General features: G+C 62.8%; 18 protein-coding genes. 6 read left to right on the forward strand and 12 right to left on the reverse strand.

Annotated elements, in window-relative coordinates:
• Positions 1–2 precede the first annotated feature (2 nt).
• Positions 3–662: a nitrile hydratase subunit beta gene (gene nthB / locus PZ897_RS09625; protein ID WP_275752025.1), complete on the reverse strand. Its 660-nt coding sequence runs from the start codon at positions 660–662 to the stop codon at positions 3–5.
• Complete coding sequence (nthA, locus tag PZ897_RS09630; protein ID WP_275752026.1) at positions 659–1,324, reverse strand: nitrile hydratase subunit alpha; 666 nt, start codon at positions 1,322–1,324, stop codon at positions 659–661. The genes nthB and nthA overlap by 4 nt, the downstream gene beginning before the upstream one ends.
• A 93-nt stretch (positions 1,325–1,417) precedes the next feature.
• Between nthA and PZ897_RS09635 the strand changes: the two genes are divergently transcribed.
• Positions 1,418–2,704 carry an SDR family oxidoreductase gene (locus PZ897_RS09635; protein ID WP_275752027.1) on the forward strand — a complete coding sequence of 429 codons (1,287 nt, stop codon included), beginning with the start codon at positions 1,418–1,420 and terminating at the stop codon, positions 2,702–2,704.
• Entirely contained in the window at positions 2,704–3,183 is a 480-nt protein-coding gene (locus tag PZ897_RS09640) for a DUF2269 domain-containing protein (protein WP_275752029.1), read from the forward strand. The genes PZ897_RS09635 and PZ897_RS09640 overlap by 1 nt, the downstream gene beginning before the upstream one ends.
• Here PZ897_RS09640 and PZ897_RS09645 read toward each other — a convergent pair.
• Positions 3,175–3,768 carry a LysE family translocator gene (locus PZ897_RS09645; RefSeq protein ID WP_275752031.1) on the reverse strand — a complete coding sequence of 198 codons (594 nt, stop codon included), beginning with the start codon at positions 3,766–3,768 and terminating at the stop codon, positions 3,175–3,177. The two genes, PZ897_RS09640 and PZ897_RS09645, sit on opposite strands and share 9 nt — an antisense overlap.
• A gap of 113 nt (positions 3,769–3,881) precedes the next feature.
• Between PZ897_RS09645 and PZ897_RS09650 the strand changes: the two genes are divergently transcribed.
• Positions 3,882–4,727, forward strand: a complete 846-nt coding sequence (locus PZ897_RS09650) for an aldo/keto reductase (protein WP_275752033.1) — start codon at positions 3,882–3,884, stop codon at positions 4,725–4,727.
• Positions 4,728–4,829: 102 nt separating this feature from the next.
• On the opposite strand, the gene PZ897_RS09655 is transcribed toward PZ897_RS09650, so the two are convergent.
• From PZ897_RS09655 to PZ897_RS09665, 3 genes are all read right to left on the reverse strand, one after another.
• A complete protein-coding gene (locus PZ897_RS09655; protein WP_275752035.1) occupies positions 4,830–5,096 on the reverse strand; it encodes a hypothetical protein in 267 nt (88 codons plus the stop codon).
• Positions 5,097–5,230: 134 nt separating this feature from the next.
• Positions 5,231–5,803 (reverse strand): acetolactate synthase small subunit, encoded by a 573-nt coding sequence (gene ilvN / locus PZ897_RS09660; RefSeq protein WP_275752036.1) that lies wholly within the window; start codon positions 5,801–5,803, stop codon positions 5,231–5,233.
• Between the two features lie 27 nt (positions 5,804–5,830).
• A complete protein-coding gene (locus PZ897_RS09665; protein WP_275752037.1) occupies positions 5,831–7,606 on the reverse strand; it encodes an acetolactate synthase 3 large subunit in 1,776 nt (591 codons plus the stop codon).
• A 313-nt stretch (positions 7,607–7,919) separates the two neighbouring features.
• Here PZ897_RS09665 and PZ897_RS09670 point away from each other — a divergent pair, with 313 nt between their 5' ends.
• Positions 7,920–9,836, forward strand: a complete 1,917-nt coding sequence (locus PZ897_RS09670; RefSeq protein ID WP_275752039.1) for a DUF87 domain-containing protein — start codon at positions 7,920–7,922, stop codon at positions 9,834–9,836.
• 78 nt (positions 9,837–9,914) lie between these two features.
• Here PZ897_RS09670 and PZ897_RS09675 read toward each other — a convergent pair whose 3' ends face one another.
• Positions 9,915–10,688, reverse strand: a complete 774-nt coding sequence (locus PZ897_RS09675) for a GGDEF domain-containing protein (RefSeq protein ID WP_275752041.1) — start codon at positions 10,686–10,688, stop codon at positions 9,915–9,917.
• Positions 10,689–10,783: 95 nt separating this feature from the next.
• Positions 10,784–11,689: a tRNA (adenosine(37)-N6)-dimethylallyltransferase MiaA gene (gene miaA, locus PZ897_RS09680; protein ID WP_275752043.1), complete on the reverse strand. Its 906-nt coding sequence runs from the start codon at positions 11,687–11,689 to the stop codon at positions 10,784–10,786.
• On the opposite strand from miaA, the gene serB reads away from it, so the two are divergent.
• Positions 11,688–12,578, forward strand: coding sequence for a phosphoserine phosphatase SerB (gene serB / locus PZ897_RS09685; RefSeq protein WP_275752045.1), 891 nt, complete (start codon positions 11,688–11,690; stop codon positions 12,576–12,578). The two genes, miaA and serB, sit on opposite strands and share 2 nt — an antisense overlap.
• The gene (locus tag PZ897_RS09690; protein ID WP_275752047.1) at positions 12,575–13,129 is read left to right on the forward strand and encodes a GNAT family N-acetyltransferase; all 555 of its coding nucleotides are present in this window, start codon (positions 12,575–12,577) and stop codon (positions 13,127–13,129) included. Before serB ends, PZ897_RS09690 begins: the two co-directional genes overlap by 4 nt.
• Before the next feature lie 72 nt (positions 13,130–13,201).
• On the opposite strand, the gene PZ897_RS09695 is transcribed toward PZ897_RS09690, so the two are convergent.
• The 4 genes from PZ897_RS09695 to hflK all read right to left on the reverse strand — a co-directional run bounded on the left by PZ897_RS09695 (position 13,202) and on the right by hflK (position 17,101).
• Entirely contained in the window at positions 13,202–14,677 is a 1,476-nt protein-coding gene (locus PZ897_RS09695) for a DegQ family serine endoprotease (protein ID WP_275752049.1), read from the reverse strand.
• Positions 14,678–14,847: 170 nt separating this feature from the next.
• A complete protein-coding gene (locus PZ897_RS09700; protein ID WP_275752051.1) occupies positions 14,848–15,036 on the reverse strand; it encodes a DUF2065 family protein in 189 nt (62 codons plus the stop codon).
• Between the two features lie 17 nt (positions 15,037–15,053).
• The gene (locus PZ897_RS09705) at positions 15,054–15,992 is read right to left on the reverse strand and encodes a protease modulator HflC (protein ID WP_275752052.1); all 939 of its coding nucleotides are present in this window, start codon (positions 15,990–15,992) and stop codon (positions 15,054–15,056) included.
• Entirely contained in the window at positions 15,992–17,101 is a 1,110-nt protein-coding gene (gene hflK / locus PZ897_RS09710; RefSeq protein WP_275752053.1) for an FtsH protease activity modulator HflK, read from the reverse strand. Before hflK ends, PZ897_RS09705 begins: the two co-directional genes overlap by 1 nt.
• Between the last annotated feature and the right edge of the window lie 24 nt (positions 17,102–17,125).

Raw genomic sequence — 17,125 nt, forward strand, 5'->3', positions numbered from 1 at the left:
TTTCAGGCTTGCTCAAGATAGCTCTCCCAGGCGTCGATCGACACCGTCAATGCCGGGTCAGCCCCCTGGCCCCAGAGTTCCGTGCCCTCAAAGCAGATGGTGTAGACCCGTTGCGGGTTCTCACCCTTGCCGTGTGCATTGGTGTCGGGAAACACAAATCCATCCCGCACCGCCTCGACGACGCCGGTCTTGCCACGGGCGTAGCGCGGCAGCCTGGTGTGGCCCGAAGGGTGCTCGTTGATGGTGCGCACCCGCGCGCCCGGCGCAAAGCGCGGCGCCGCGGCAAGCTCTCGGTCGCAAGGGCCACCGCGCGACAACACGGCCGCAACATCATCCTTGTGCAGCACCCGTTTCGGCGTCACGCCGGGCCAGATCCCGTGGCCGGCCGCAAGTTCGTCGGCAGAGACGAAACCGTGCCGTTCGAGCAGCGTTTCAAGCGCCCGGATCCAGATCTCGTAATAGCTTGCCGCATAATAGGTCGCCGGATGCAGGCTTTCGCGGGCATGGCGGCTTTCGTCGATGGTCCAGGCGCCAAACGCCCCGGTGGCGATGGTGACGCCAAGCGCGCGGCGCTCCCAATCGGCATGAAACACCGGCTCGTCAGGTTCCGGCGCCACCGGGCCAAAGCCCATCTGGCCGCCGAGGTCGTGCGGCCCGTTCATGGCGCCCCACCCTCATCTGCGGCGGCCGGCCACAATGCTCCGGGGCCGAGGGAGCCGGGCCTGAGCGGCAATCCGGTGCCAATCATTGAATCGCGGGTCACCAGCCGGGCAAGGTCGTCCTGGCTCAGCCCTTCGGTCTCGGCGGGCCGCATCGGCACCACCATGTAGCGCAGCTCTGCCGTCGAATCCCACACCCGGATGCGCGTGGCTTCGGGCAGCACAAGGCCGAATTCAGCCAGCACACCGCGCGGATCGATCACTGCCTGGCTGCGGTAAGGCGGTGCCTTGTACCAGACCGGCGGCACGCCGAGCACGGTCCACGGATAACAGGAGCACAGCGTGCAGACGATGAGATTGTGGGTGTCTTCGGTGTTGAACACCGCCTGCATGTGCTCGCCCTGGCGGCCGGTGTAGCCAAGCGAGGCGATCGCTGCGGTGGCGTCGCGCCTGAGCCATTCAGCGAAGTCTGGATCGGACCAGGCCTTGGCCACCACGCGGGCGCCGTTGCGCGGCCCGACCTTGGTCTCGTATGTCTCGACAATGGCATCGACCGCAGCAGGATCGATCAGACCCTTCTCTGTCAGGATCGTCTCCAGCGCCTTGACCCGGGCTGCGAACGGATCAAGCTCGTTGTCGTGATGATGGTCGTGGTCGTGCGTCACAGCATCCCCCTGATCTTGATAGGCCATTGTTACGCCGCTGCCTTGACCCTGCCAAGCCCTGTCAGCGGCCGGTTTCTTGGGTAGACTGTCGACATGGACATACTGATTCTTGGGGCCACCGGGTTTATCGGCACCGCGGTCATGGCGCGGCTGATGCAGGATGGGCATCGGATCACCGGCCTGGGGCGGGATAGCGCGCGCGCCGCGCGGCAAAATCCGGGCTCCAACTTCGTGCAGGCGGATCTGGCGCGGATGCAGCAGGCCGGAGACTGGACCGAACTGGTCGAACTCCATGATGTCATTGTCAATTGCGCCGGCGCGCTGCAGGACGGGCTGCGCGACGACCTTGCCGCCACCCAGCAGCGGGCGATGCTAGCGCTTTATACCGCCGCCGCTGCCGCCGGCGGGCGCAGGATCGTGCAGGTTTCGGCACGGCTTGACGGCGCAGGCAGCGACCTGGCCTTCCTGCAAACCAAGGCCCGCGCGGATGCGGCGCTCAAGGCCTCGGGCCTCGATCATGTCATCCTGCGGCCTGCCCTCGTCATCGGCCGCAACGCCCATGGCGGGACCGCGCTGCTGCGCGCGCTTGCAAGCTTCCCGCGGCGGCTGCCGTTGATCCACGCCTCGAGCCCGGTTGAAACCGTGGCTCTTGACGATGTCGCCGAAGCGGTGGCGCGGGCGGTGGATGGCCACCTCCCGCACGGGGCTGATCTTGATCTCGCCGCGGGCCCGGTCCTGAGCCTTGCCCAAACCGTTGCCCGTCACCGGCAATGGCTCGGCTTCGCGCCGGCCGAACCGGTCGATCTGCCGCCCTGGCTGGCCAGACCGGTGATCGCGCTCGCCGATGTTGCCGGCCGGCTGGGCTGGCGCTCTGCGCTGCGCTCGACGGCAATGGCGGTCATGGCCGAAGGCGTCACCCGCCGCCCGCAGGGCCAGGCTGCCCCCTTCCCGCTGATGAGCCTTGAGGAAACCCTTGCCCGCAACCCCGCCGGGGCTCAGGATCTGTGGTTCGCGCGGCTCACGCTGCTCAAGGCTCCGATCATCCTCACGCTGGCGGTGTTCTGGCTCGTCTCCGGCCTTATCCCGCTGGCAAGATATGCGGTCGCCGCATCCTATCTCGACGGCCTTCTCTCGCCCGGACCGGCGCTGCTGGCCGTTCTGGCCGGCTGCGCGCTCGATGTGGCGCTCGGGCTTGGCCTGCTGTTTCGCCCCACGGCGCGGTACGCGCTTTTCGGCATGATCGCCGCCAGCCTGGTTTATCTGGTCGCCGCGACCATCACGGGGGTCACGCTGTGGCTCGATCCGCTGGGGCCGCTGGTCAAGGTGGTGCCGTCGATCCTGTTGACGCTGACGGCGCTGGCCATACTGGATGAACGCTGATGACGCTCATTGACATCCTGCTGCCGCTGCATGTGATCGGCGCCGCAGTTCTGCTGGGCACCGGCACCGGGATCGCGTTCTTCATGCTGATGGCCGTGCGGACCGGCGAGCCCAGGCTCATCGCCCATGTCAGCGGCACTGTGGTGATTGCCGACATGGCGTTCACCGCCACGGCGGTCATCGCGCAGCCGGTCACCGGCTACCTGCTGGCGCGGCAAGCCGGCTGGCCGTTGTCGGAAGGATGGCTGCTGCTGTCGCTCGGCCTTTACGTTCTGACCGGCATCTTCTGGCTGCCGGTCGTCGGCATCCAGATCCGGCTGCGCGATCTGGCGCGCGCGGCAGTCAAGGCGGGCATCCCCCTGCCCGATGACTTCCACAGACTGTACCGTATCTGGCTGGCCTGCGGGTTTCCGGCCTTTTTCGCGGTGCTGGGCATCGTCTGGCTGATGATCAACAAACCGGCGATCAGCCTATCTTAGCATCGGCCACAGGCTCAGGATCAGCAACACGCCCATCGTGATGTTGAACCATTTGAGCCTGACCGGATCGGCCAGCCAGGATCGCAGAACCGAGCCGAAGCCTGCCCAGGTGAAGACGGCCGGAAAATTTGTCAGCACGAACGCCAGGCCGACCAGAAACACGGTGAGCGTGTAGCGGTCGGGGTTGGTGTAGATCGTCATCGCCGAGACAGCCATCACCCAGGCCTTGGGGTTCACCCACTGGAATGCCGCCGCCTGGATCAGGGTCAACGGCCGTTCGCCGACCTTGCCGTCGGGCATGGCCCGCGACATGCCGATCTTCCAGGCGATATAGACCAGATAGGCGCCACCGGCGATCTTCAGCGCCGTGTAGAGAACCGGAACCGTGGCCAGCAAGGCGCCGAGACCGAAGCCGACGCCGAGCAGCAGCGAGAAGAAGCCGGCCCCGATGCCGACCATATGCGGGACGGTGCGGCGGAAGCCGAAATTCACGCCCGAGGCAAACAGCATCATGGTGTTCGGCCCCGGCGTCACCGAGGTGACGAAGGCGAAGATGATCAGGGACAAGAAAGTTTCCGGTGCCATACGGTTCCTGCGGGCAAGGTGCCGGCCTATGCTTGAGCTTTCGGGCGAAACGCAGACAGTGTCGTCCGGCCCGCATTCGAGATTGTGATCCAAACCTGTCACAGGAGATCCGCATGAGCGTTCCGCTTCCTACAGCCACCTTCCCTGACGGTCAATCGGTGCCTGCCCTCGGGCTCGGCACCTGGCATATGGGGGAGAGCCGCGCCGCGGCGGCGAGCGAAATCCGCGCCCTGCAAGCAGGCATCGATTGCGGTATGGTTGTGATCGACACAGCGGAAATGTATGGCAGTGGCGGCGCCGAGGAGATCACCGGCCAAGCCATCAAGGGCCGGCGCGACGAGGTCTTCCTGGTGTCCAAGGTGCTGCCGTCCAATGCCAGCCGCAAAGGCACCATCGCCGCTTGCGAGGCGAGCCTCAAGCGACTCGGCACGTCCCATATCGATCTTTACCTGCTGCACTGGCCCGGACGTCACCCCTTGCGTGACACAGTCGAAGCCTTCGAGGAATTGCGCGCGGACGGCAAGATTGCCCGCTGGGGCGTGTCGAACTTCGACACCGTCGCCATGCGCCAGCTCTCCGCCCTGCCTGGCGGCAGCAAATGCGCCGCCAACCAGGTGCTCTACAATCTGTCGACGCGGGGCATCGAGTTCGACCTCATGCCATGGATGCGCGGGAATGCCCTGCCGCTGATGGCCTATTCACCGCTCGATGAAGGCCGGCTGTTGCGGCATCCGGACCTGGGCAGGATGGCCAAGCAACTCGGCGTCACGCCGGCGCAACTGGCGCTGGCGTTTGTGCTTGCCCGCGACAATGTCATTGCCATCCCGAAATCCTCCAGCCCCCAGCGCGTGGCGGAAAACCGGGCCGGCGCCGAGATCAGACTGACCGCGGAACAATTGGCGGACCTCGACCGGCTGTTCCCGCCGCCGCGCTCACGCCAGCCGCTGCAGATGATTTGAGATCGCGGCCTTGCCGCGGCATATCAGTTGCTGGACAGGGAAACGCCGCTGGAGACGATGAGATCTCCACCGGCGTCGGCATTGGACAACTCAGGTGACGCCTCAATAGCTGAGGCATTTCTCCAGCATGGCTGCATCGGGGTATTTGGCATTGGGGCCGAATTCTGCGTAGCAGCCCGCGGTCCATGCAGGCGCCGTGTTGTCGCGTGGGCCGGCTGTCGCGCCGGGCTTGGCGGCGATCTTCATTTGAGTGCTTGTCGCCTGCGCGCGTTTGAAGGTGGCCGAACGGCCCTCGGCGCTGGCGGCGCCTGCGGCTGCAAACATGATGCCGAGGGACAAGGCGGCGGTGGTCAGGATGATCTTTTTCATGGCTGGTTCCTCTCTCTGGGGTGTCGCGTTGTTGCGATGATCCCTTGTAGAAAGGTGCGTCTGAACCGAAATGGAACGCCATGTTAATCTGGCGTTAACCAAGTGCATCTTGATCTGTGGCCTGACCGACCTCCTCACATTCCTTGCGGTCCGCGGTTCATGGCGGCGATGCCGGTGCGGCAGATCTCGACCAGGCCGAGCGGCTTCATGATCGAGATGAACTGTTCGATCTTGGACACCCGCCCGGTGATCTCGAAGATGAAATGCTCGGTGTTGGCGTCGATCACCTGAGCGCGGAAGGCATCGGCAAGCCGCAGCGCCTCGACCCGATTGTCGCCCGTTCCGGTGACCTTGACCAGCGCCAGTTCCCGCTCCAGCGCCTTGTCATAGCCGAGCTCGACCGAGCGTACAGACAAATCAACCACACGGTGGACCGGAACGATGCGTTCGAGCTGGGCCATGATCTGAGCCAGCACATGCGGGGTGGCGGTGGTGACAATGGTGATGCGCGAGAGGTGCGCCTCGTGCTCGGTCTCGGAGACCGTCAGGCTTTCGATGTTGTAGCCACGGCCGGAAAACAGGCCGATGACCCGGGCCAGGACGCCGGGCTCGTTGTCGACCAGAACCGAGAGCGTGTGACTCTCCGGAAGAGCGGTTTCGGCGGTCATGAAATAGGCCGAACCGGTGGGTTGATGCTGAGCGTTCATGTAATCAGTTCCTCTAACAGGCGCGGCTCAAACGAGCGCGCGGCCTTTGGCATCAATGGCGTTGGCGACGGCTTCGTCGGTGGCTTCATCGGGCAGCAGCATATCGTTGTGCGCCTTGCCCGACGGGATCATCGGGAAGCAGTTGGCAAGGGCTGCGACACGGCAATCGAAAATCACCGGCTGCGGCGTGTCGATCATGGTCTGAATCGCGTCATCAAGCTCGTCCGGCTTGTCGCAGCGGATGCCGACACCGCCATAGGCCTCGGCCAGCTTGACGAAATCGGGCATGGATTCGGTATAGGAATGCGACAGCCGGTTGCCGTGCAGCAATTGCTGCCACTGCCGCACCATGCCCATATACTGGTTGTTGAGAATGAAGATCTTGACCGGCAATCCGTACTGGACCGCGCAGGACATTTCCTGGATGCACATCTGGATCGAGGCGTCGCCGGCGATGTCGATGACCAGACTGTCCCGATGCGCCACCTGCACGCCGATGGCAGCCGGGAAGCCATAGCCCATGGTGCCGAGCCCGCCGGAGGTCATCCAGCGGTTGGGCTCCTCGAAGCCATAGAACTGCGCTGCCCACATCTGGTGCTGGCCGACTTCGGTGGTGATGTAGGTGTCGCGGTCCTTGGTCAGCTCATAAAGCCGCTGGATCGCGTATTGCGGCATGATGACGTCCTTGTTGGGCGTATAGGCCAGCGAATTGCGCGCTTTCCATTTGGATATCCGGGTCCACCACTCGGTCAATTGGCTGCTGTCGGTGGTCTTCGACGCGCGCCACAGCCGGACCATGTCCTCGAGCACATGACCGACATCACCCAGAATGCCGATATCGGTCCGGACGATCTTGTTGATCGATGACGGATCGATGTCGATGTGGATTTTCTTCGAGTTCGGTGAGAACGCATCCAGACGCCCGGTGATGCGGTCATCGAAGCGGGCGCCGATGCAGACCATGACATCGCAATCATGCATCGCCATGTTGGCTTCGTAAGTGCCGTGCATGCCGAGCATGCCCATCCAGTTCTTGCCTGACGCCGGATAGGCGCCCAGCCCCATCAGGGTCGATGTGATCGGAAAGTCGGTCAGTTCGACCAGTTCGCGCAGCAACTGGCTTGCCTCGCGGCCGGAATTGATCACGCCACCGCCGGAATAGATCATGGGACGCTTGGCGCCGGCCATCAGCTCGACGGCAGCCCGAATCTTCTCAAGGTCGCCCGAGACTTTCGGCTGGTAGCTCTTCTGCTCGATCACCGGCGATGGCGGGGTGTAGATGCCGGTGGCGAACTGGACGTCCTTGGGAATGTCGACGACGACCGGACCGGGACGGCCGGTGGTGGCGATGCGGAAGGCTTCATGGATGACGCGGGAGAGCTGATTGACGTCCTTGACCAGCCAGTTGTGCTTGGTGCACGGCCGGGTGATGCCGACGGTATCACATTCCTGGAAGGCGTCGGAGCCGATCAGCGAAGTCGGAACCTGGCCGGTGAGGCAAACGATGGGAATGGAATCCATCAAGGCGTCCTGCAGCGCCGTCACCACATTGGTGGCGCCTGGACCCGATGTGACCAGAACAACCCCGGGCTTTCCGGTCGAGCGGGCGTAACCTTCGGCCATGTGACCGGCGCCCTGTTCGTGACGCACCAGAATATGCTCGATGTCTTCCTGCTGATGCAGTTCATCGTAAATCGGCAGAACTGCACCACCGGGATAACCGAAGATATGCTCGACGCCATTGTCCTTCAGCGCCTGCAGAACCATTTCCGCGCCTGTCATTTCCATTTGCTTGCCGGCCATATCGCCTGACCCCTTGTTCAGTCTGTTTGTCGGGCTCAATAGCCCGGTTTAAGCCATAAAAAAAGGCCCCCGAAGGAGCCTGTGTTTCGCGCATGGGTGCTTTCGCCGGGTGGCTACGCCACCCTGCCCATGCGCGATCCTACCACGAGAATGTTCGCAAACTTGTTCATGCCAGAAGTCGTACCGCCTCGCAAACCCTGCGTCAACGGGTTTGTTGCCGCAATATTGCCTAAAAACGTTCAGTTTCCCAAGACTTGCAACGCCCCATTAACTTCGCAATGCGATGGTCGGGGCCATGGAAAACGGCAAGAGCATGGACAGCGAACCGACATCAACGACCCCGGAGCCGGAAGACGGCAGCGAACGCCGCGGCACATTTGCAGCCGGAAACCGGTTGATGGGCCGTGTGACCGGCTGCTCCGGATCGAAGGCGACCGTGAGCGCATTTGCCGAAAAAGACGGCAATGGCCTGGCGGAGCTCTGGTCGGTGGGCCGCCTGATTTCCATCAGTGTCGGCGCCAACCGGGTGGCTGCTCTGGTCTGCTCGATGCAAACGGCAACGTCATCCTGGAATGAAACCGACGAAAACGTCATGCATATCGATGTCGAGCTGGTGGGCGAGATTCGCACCGGCGTGAACGGCAAGACCGAGTTCAGCGCCGGCATATCGCAATATCCCTATCTCGGTGCCGTGGCGCACCGTATGCGGTCGTCGGATCTGGCCGCGATTTACGATCCCGGCGTCAACGACACGGCCGTCATCGGCAAGCTGACCCAGGACACCTCACTGGGTGCGCTCATTCATATTCCCTCGCTGCTGTCGCGGCATTTCGCTGTCGTCGGAACAACCGGTGTCGGCAAGACCACGGCGGTGACGCTGCTGGTGCACAAGGCCCTCAAGTCCGACCCCTCCCTGCGGGTGCTGATCCTTGATCCGCACAATGAATTCGCCGCCGCCTTTCCCACTGAATCGATCGTCATCGATACCGATACGCTGGATTTGCCGTTCTGGCTGTTCAAGCTTGAGGAATTCACTGAAGTCCTGTTCCGCGGACGGCCGCCGATCATGGACGAGGTCGACATTCTGCGCGATCTGATCCCTGAAGCCAAACGCATGTTCAAGGGCACAACCGACACGGCGCTGCTTCGTCGCGGGCCGGAAAAATCGTCGCTGACCGCCGACACCCCGGTGCCCTATCGGGTCGCCGACCTGCTGGCATTGATCGACGAACGGATCGGCAAGCTGGAAGGCCGGACAGAAAAGCCGTTCCTGCGTTCGCTCAAGGTCCGCGTGCAGGCCGCGATCAATGACCCGCGCTATGAATTCATGTTCTCGTCAAACACCATCCATGACACCATCCTGACGACAATCAGCCATATCTTCCGCATTCCCGGAGACGGCAAGCCGGTCACCACGTTTCAGCTGTCGGGCATTCCTTCCGAGGTGGTCAACTCCGTCGCATCGATCCTGTGCCGCATGGCGTTCGAAATCGCGCTGTGGAGTGCCGGCGGCGTCCGCATCCTGGTGGTCTGCGAAGAAGCCCACCGTTACGTGCCGTCCGATCCGAAGCTTGGATTTTTCCCGACAAGGCAGGCCATCTCGCGGATTGCCAAGGAAGGCCGCAAATACGGCGTCAGCCTCGGCGTGATCACCCAGCGTCCCGGCGAACTTGATCCGACGATCCTGTCGCAGTGCTCGACCGTGTTCGCCATGCGGTTGTCCAACGACCATGACCAGGACATCATCCGCTCGGCGATTCCCGATTCATCGGCCTCGACCATGAGCTTTCTCTCCTCGATCGGCAATGGCGAGGCGATCGCTTTCGGCGAGGCGGTGGCGGTTCCCATGCGCATGATGTTCGAGCGGGTTCCCGAGAACGTGCTGCCGCGGGCAAATTCAGGTTTGCAACCGATACATCGCGGCGACCCGAATGCGGTGGACCTGACCAAGATCGTGAAGCGGATGCGGCATATCGACGATACCCAAAAGCCTGCTGCACCGGCGGCTGACACGCTCACGCACCAGCAGCCTTCAATCGACCCGTCGGATGGATTTGACGTCGCGGCGGCTCATCGCCGCCTGTCCGACAGTCAATCGCGTCACAACCCCGCCTACCCGCCTCAGGACAGCGGGCCTGCGGCTCCGGCTCCCGCCACGCCGCGCAGCGAGTACAGCTCGATCCGGTCGAGCCTGTTGAAAAAGCCGCTGTCTTCGCTGATCAAACCCTGAGGCCTGCCCGGCAGTCTGCAAACTTTTGCAATGGAATGGTTTTGTCCCGGCGGCAGAGCCCCCTTCCCGAAAAAGGGGTCAGGCGGCGCACACCCGGTTGCGGCCCTGCCGCTTGGCCTGGTAGAGTTGCTTGTCGGCCCGGCGATAGAGATCCTCGCCGCTTTCCTCGCCGTCCCAGATCGCCAATCCGGCGCTCACGGTGACCTTCAATGTGACATTGCCATTGCGGACAGCGATTTCCGAGACCGCCTGCCTGATGCGGTCCGACAGGTTGAAGAGTTGGCTCTCGCTGATGTTGGGGGACAGGATCGCGAACTCCTCACCGCCAAGCCGCGCCACGACATCATGGTAGCGGATGAACATGCGCAGACATTCGGCAACCCGTCGCAGGACCTCATCACCGATATCATGCCCGTGCGTGTCATTGACGGTCTTGAAGTGATCGAGATCGAGGATCACCATGCCTATGGGTTTGCCGATGCTGCTGAAGGCACTGATGTACTCCGTCAGAGCATCATCAAAATAGCGGCGATTGTACACGCCGGTCAGACCGTCGGTAACGGCGGCGTGCTCCAGCGACAAGGACCGCACCGAGAGCGACTCGGTCATTTTCTCCAGTGTGCCACGTTCACTGAGGCCGCGGCTCAATGTCGGAAGCACCAGAGTGGCGCCACACACCACCGAAAGGCCGGTCAAAACAGCACTCATCATCGCGAATTTCGCAGCGGCATCCCCGCCTCCGACGACAAGTCCGCCAGAGGCGGCGGAGTAGGCCGCCCATGCAAACAGTCCGCCAAACCCCGCAAGGGCGATCAGCAAAAAGAAGAAAAGTTCAACTTTATGAAAGCGCATGGCCCAACAAAAACCCGAATATCTATCGGTCAATTCTAGAGGCAAGTCGTTATATTTGGCTTAACGGCTGGTCGATAGTGGCGACTGGTTGCTGTCTAGTTGTCATGCATCAGCCTGACCCAGTCTTGGTCAAGCTGGTTTCGGAACCAGGTCATCTGACGCTTGGCGTATTGCCGTGTGGCGGCCCGGGCCAGCTCAACAGCCTGCTCGAGCGAGAGATGACCAGCCAGATATTGCGCGAGCTGGCTTACGCCGATGGCTTTCATGGCCGGGTGTTGCGGTGGAACATCCAGCGCAAGCAGCCGTTCGACCTCCTCCAGCGCGCCGTCCTGAATCATCTTGCCAAACCGGGTGTTGATGCGCGCGTGCAGCAGCGGCCTTGGAGGCTCCAGCACGAGGCAACGGGCGCTGGACGGATCGATGATCGCAGGACGGCCCTGCCCCTGAAACTCCGCGATCGACCGCCCGGTCGCCAGAATGACCTCAAGCGCACGCAGGATGCGCTGCCGGTCCGCCGGGCGGAGCCGTTCGGCCATGCCTGGATCAAGCCGCGCAAGCTCGGCAGAAAGCGGTTCTATGCCTTCGCTCTCCAGTCGGGCCCGCAGATCATCGCGGATGGCGGCAGGAATTGTCGGCATGTCGGACAAACCGCCGGTGAGCGCGCGGAAATACAGTCCCGTCCCGCCGACGACAATCGGAAGTGCACCACGGGCACGGATGCCGGCAATCGCGTCGGTTGCCTGCTCAACCCAGATGCCGGTGGAATAGGCCGACTGCGGCGGCACATGGCCATAGAGATGGTGGGGCACGGCATCCAGATCCTGCGCATCCGGGCGCGCGGTCAGCCGGTCGAGCACACCGTAAACCTGCATGGAATCCGCATTGACGATTTCACCGCCGTGTTGACGCGCCATCTCAAGCGCCAGCGCGGACTTGCCGCTGGCGGTCGGCCCGGCTATCAAAACCGCCGAGATACCTTGTTGCAGGAGTTTTTGTTCCATGGCCCTCGTTGCCACGCTTGTCGCCAATCCGTCAAACCCTGTTCTGTCGCCAAAACTGGGCGAAGCGGCTTGTCAGGCCGTAGATGGCGCCGGCCTTTACTGGCTCGCCGATGGAATCGCCTGCGATATCGCACTCAGAAGCGGAGCCGACGCGGATGCGGCTTTGGCCGGTCTGAGAACTGCTGTTGGTGACTTGCCTGTCGACGCAGCGGTTCAGCCGGCCGAGACGCGACGCAAGCAAATCCTCATCGCCGACATGGATTCGACCATGATCGGCCAGGAATGCATTGACGAACTGGCGGCCGAAGTCGGGCTCAAGCAGCGGGTGGCGGCCATCACCGCACGCGCCATGAATGGCGAGATCGCGTTTGAGCCGGCTCTGCGGGAACGGGTCGCTCTGCTCAAGGGCTTGCCAATCTCCGTGATCGCCCAGGTGATCGAAAACCGTATCACGCTGACGCCGGGCGGCCGCGAACTGGTTGCCACCATGCGCGCCCATGGCCACTACACCGCGCTGGTGTCGGGCGGCTTTACCTCGTTCACCTCGGTGGTGGCGGCAATGCTCGGGTTTGACGAAAACCGCGCCAATATCCTCGAAAGCCAGGACGGCGTGCTGAGCGGCACGGTGCGCGAGCCGATCCTGGGCAAGCAGGCCAAGGTCGATGCGCTTGAAGACATCGCCGCCCGCCTCGGACTTGATCCGGCTGATGCCATCGCCGTTGGCGACGGAGCCAATGATCTGGGCATGCTGGGAATTGCCGGCTCAGGTGTGGCGCTGCATGCCAAACCGGCAGTCGCAGCCCAGGCCGGTATCCGCATCGATCATGGCGACTTGTCGGCCCTGCTGTATCTGCAGGGCTACCGGCGGACCGATTTCGTCACTGCATGACGCCGCTCAGAACAGAACGCCTGATCCTGCGCAACTGGCAGACACGCGACCGGGACCTGTTTCATCTGATCAATTCGGATGAGCAGGTGATGGAATTCTTTCCGATGCGGCGCAGCCGGGCGGAAGCCGACGCGATAATGGACCGGATTGCAGCCGGCATCACACAGAACGGGTTCGGTTTCGCTGCGGTCGAGATCGCCGAGACTGGCGACCTGGCCGGCTTCGCCGGCTTGCACATCACCAACGGGCTGCCGGTCGCTGAAGACGGCGCGATCGAGATCGGCTGGCGGCTGGCGCCGCGGTACTGGGGCAAGGGATACGCCACCGAGGCGGCGCGGCGCTGGCTCGACTTCGGCTTCGATGATCTGGGGCTTGAGCGGATCATCAGCTTTGCGGTCGCCAACAACCACCGCTCGACAGCCGTGATGCAGCGGACCGGCATGCGCCCTCGCCCCGATCTCAGTTTCGATCATCCGGGGGTGCCCGGCACATATCCGCAGCTCAAGCGGCATGTGTTTTACGAGATGCTGCCCGGTGACCCGCGCGGCTGACGCACACTCGGATCGGGACATGACAAAGGCGGCCCGAAAGCCGCCGTTGATCTGATTCTTGCGGCGACAGCGTCAGTCCATGCGAACGGTGACGAAGCGCAACTCGCCGGTGCGTCCTGCCAGCATCAGCAGCGCATTCCGGCGCCCGTCCTGCCTCAGCGCCGAGATCCGGTCTTCGACATCCTGTGGCGTCATGACCATTTCCTGGGCGATCTCGACGATGACATCGCCAGGTTCGATGCGCTTTTCGGCGGCGGCGGAATCGGGATCGACGGCGGTGATCACCACGCCTTCGACATCATCGGCGATGGCGAACTCCTGACGGCCCTCGTCGGTCAGTTCCGCCAGCGTCATGCCGAGCACCTCGGCGGTCGCAAGCTGATCGGGCAGATCCGTCATGCCATCACTGTCGGGCTCTGCACTGGCCAGTTGATCGCTGTCCTCGAGACGTCCGAGCGTGACCTTGACGGTCTGCTCTTGGGATTTGCGGATGACGACCACATCGACGGCCTTGCCGACCGGACTCTCGGCGACAATCCTTGGCAGATCGCGCATCGTGTCCACGTCCTTGCCGTCAAAGCGGATGATCACGTCGCCCGGCTCGATCGAGCCATCATCGACCGGGCCGCCGCGAATGACGCCCGCCACCAGCGCGCCCATGGCGTCGGCCATGCCAAGGCTTTCGGCGATCTCATCGGTCACCGGCTGAATCCGCACGCCAAGCCAGCCGCGGCGGGTTTCGCCGAACTCGCGAAGCTGGTCGATGACATTGAGCGCCAATTCCGTGGGCACGGCAAAGCCGATGCCGATGGACCCGCCCGACGGTGAAATGATCGCCGTGTTGATGCCGATGACCTCGCCGTTCATGTTGAACAGCGGCCCGCCCGAATTGCCGCGGTTGATGGCGGCATCGGTCTGGATGAAATTGTCATAGGGGCCGGAATTGATATCGCGCCCGCGCGCCGAAATGATGCCGACCGTGACCGTGCCGCCAAGGCCGAACGGATTGCCAATGGCCATGACCCAATCGCCGATCCGCATCGTGTCGGACCTGCCCAGAGGCACCTCGGTCAGCGGCTTGACCGGCTTGACCCTGAGCACCGCCAGATCGGTCTTGGAATCGGCGCCCACCAGTTCCGCCGCAAGTTTGGAGCCATCGGCGAAGTTGACTTCGATGTCGTCAGCCCCCTCGATGACGTGGTTGTTGGTGACGATAATCCCGTCTTCGGCATTGATCACGAACCCGGACCCCAGCGACGAAACCTTGCGGTTGCGCGGGCCTTCTCCCTGGCGATCCCTGAAAAACTCATCAAAGAAATCCTGGAACGGCGAGCCGTCAGGCGCGCGCATCGGCGGCTGCGCCCTGCCGCCATCGACATTCTGTGAGGTCGAGATGTTGACCACCGCATCAAGCAGACCTTCAGCCAGGTCGGCGACAGATGCAGGGCCGTGATTGGACTGCGCATAGGCCGGCATCACGGCGGGCGATGCCATCAGCATGGCGGCGGCGAACGCAACTTTGACAGCACGGAAACGGACAGGTCTCATCGGCAAGGTCTCCTTGAAGGGCATTCCTTGTACAATACTTGGTACCAAAGTATGGCGCCAGAGCCTCGTTTGCCTGGATGCGCACATCGGCACTATCGTTCAAGGGTACAGAGTCGAACGCGACAGGATGGGTCCGGCGGGATCAGCCACGTTGGCATCCGCGCGCGCGATCAGAAATTGCGCGCCAGATAGACCAAGCCGACCCCGATCGCCAAGGCGACGACGCCGAAAACGCGCAGATGCTCGTCACCGAGCTTGGGCAATTCCTCCGCCATGCGGCGGATAAAGGAAGGGGCCAGCGCATAGGCCAGCCCCTCCACAACAAGCACAAGTCCAACCGCCAGAAAGAAAAAGCTCACTGGCGATCACCCTTCAATCAGTTGGCCGGAGCAGCCGAAGCCGCCGCATTCGCCGCAGCCGACGGAGCACCTGACTCGGCGCCCGCCGCACTGTTGAAGTAGCGGAAGAACTCCGAGGTTGGCGACAGCACCATCGTTGTGCCGCTGTCGGCAAGCGCCTGGGCGTAGGCATTCATCGACCGGTAGAATTCAAAGAATTCCGAATCGCGCGAGAATGCTTCCGCGAAGATGCGGTTGCGTTCACCGTCACCCTCACCGCGGATGAGCTCAGCATCACGGGCGGCTTCGGAGACAATCTCGACAACCTGACGGTCGGCGATGGCCCGGATACGCTGGGCCGCCTCATTGCCGCGTGCACGGATCAATTCGGCTTCGGCAAGGCGCTCGGCCTTCATCCGCTCGAAGGTCTGCTGCGAGACTTCCTGAGTGAGGTCTGTCCGGCGGATCCGCACATCGTCAATGCGCAGGCCGAGCGATGTGGCTTCGGGACGGAGCTGATCACGCACTTCTCGCATCATCGAGGTGCGCTCTTCCGACAGTGCCGCCTCAAACCCGCGCAGACCGTAAACCGTCCGCAAGGCCGAGTTCAGACGAGTCCGGAGCCGGGATTCGGCCGCGACCAGATCACCGGAAACCGTCTGGCGGAACCTCCGCGCATCAGCGATCTTGTAAAGCACGAACGCATCGACTTCGTAGAACTTGCCGCCCGAGACCTGCACACGAATATTTTCGAGATCGAAGCGCAGGGCCCGGTCCTCGACATATTGCACGGTGTCTGCGTCGATGAAGGCAAACGGCAGTTTGAAGTACAGACCGGGTTCGGTCTTCACATCCTGAATTTCACCGAAGCGGACAACAATTGCCTGCTGCCGCTCGTTGACGACAAACAGCGATGACCAGGCGATGAAGAGGACGACGGCCAGAAGGCCAAGGATTAGGGGAAGACGATTACCCATTAGTTGGTGCCTCCGACGTTCTTGCGGATTTCAGGCAAGGGCAGATAGGGCACGACTCCGGAGCCGTTGCCATCCTGACCGATGATGACCTTGTCGGATCCGCCGAGAACCTTTTCAAGTGTTTCAAGGTACAGACGCGACCGGGTCACATCCGGCGCCTTGGCATATTCCTCATAGACCGACAGGAAACGCCCGGCTTCACCGGTCGCCTCGTTGACGACGCGGTCCTTGTAGGCGGACGCTTCTTCGCGAAGCTGGGCGCCTTCACCACGCGCCTGACCAAGCTTCTGGTTGGCGTACTGGTTGGACTCTTCCACGAAACGGTCTTCGTCCTGCTCGGCGCGCTGCACCTCGTCAAAGGCATCGGCCACTTCACGCGGCGGCGCCGCGTCTTCGATCGAGACCTGGTTGACCACGATGCCGGACGGGAAAGCGTCCATCACGGTCTGCATGATGGTCTGGACTTCCGTGGCGATGGCTTCACGATTGTCGCGGAAAATATCCTGCGCCGGCCTGCGGCCGACGACCTCGCGCATGGCGCTTTCGGCAACCTGGCGCAGCGTATCTTCAGGACGGGCGACATTGAACAGGAACGCCTGGGGGTCCTGAACGGCATAGAGCACCTTGAACTCGACATCGACGATGTTCTGGTCGCCCGACAGCATCAGCCCGTCGCTCGATCCGGTACGGGAAGACCCGCCGGTGTCCATTTCACGCTCGACAATCGTGGCCAACTCGACCGTCTCAAACGGCCAGAAAATCATGTGCAGGCCAGGCTGGGAGACCTCGTCCTTGGGCTTGCCGAAGCGCAGTTCGACACCGCGCTCGTCCGGCTGCACGGTGTAGACCGACTGCATCAGCCAGAGACCGGCGAGGCCAAGAATGACCAGTCCGACAATCGCCTTGTTGCTGCCCGAACCGGGGCCGCCGCCGCCGGGAAGCACCTGGCGCAACTTGTCCTGGCCACGCCGGATCAACTCCTCAAGATCGGGTGGATTGCCGCCGCCGCGTGGCGGTTGCGGCCCCTTGCCCCATGGCCCCTGATTCCTGTCGCCGCCGCCGCCGCCCCATGGACCGCCGCTGCCTCCGTTTTGATTACTCCAGGGCATCAATACCTCTTTTCGAACCGAGTT

This window comes from Hoeflea sp. YIM 152468 (genome assembly GCF_029210485.1).
In the GTDB taxonomy this organism is placed as follows: Bacteria; Pseudomonadota; Alphaproteobacteria; order Rhizobiales; family Rhizobiaceae; genus Hoeflea.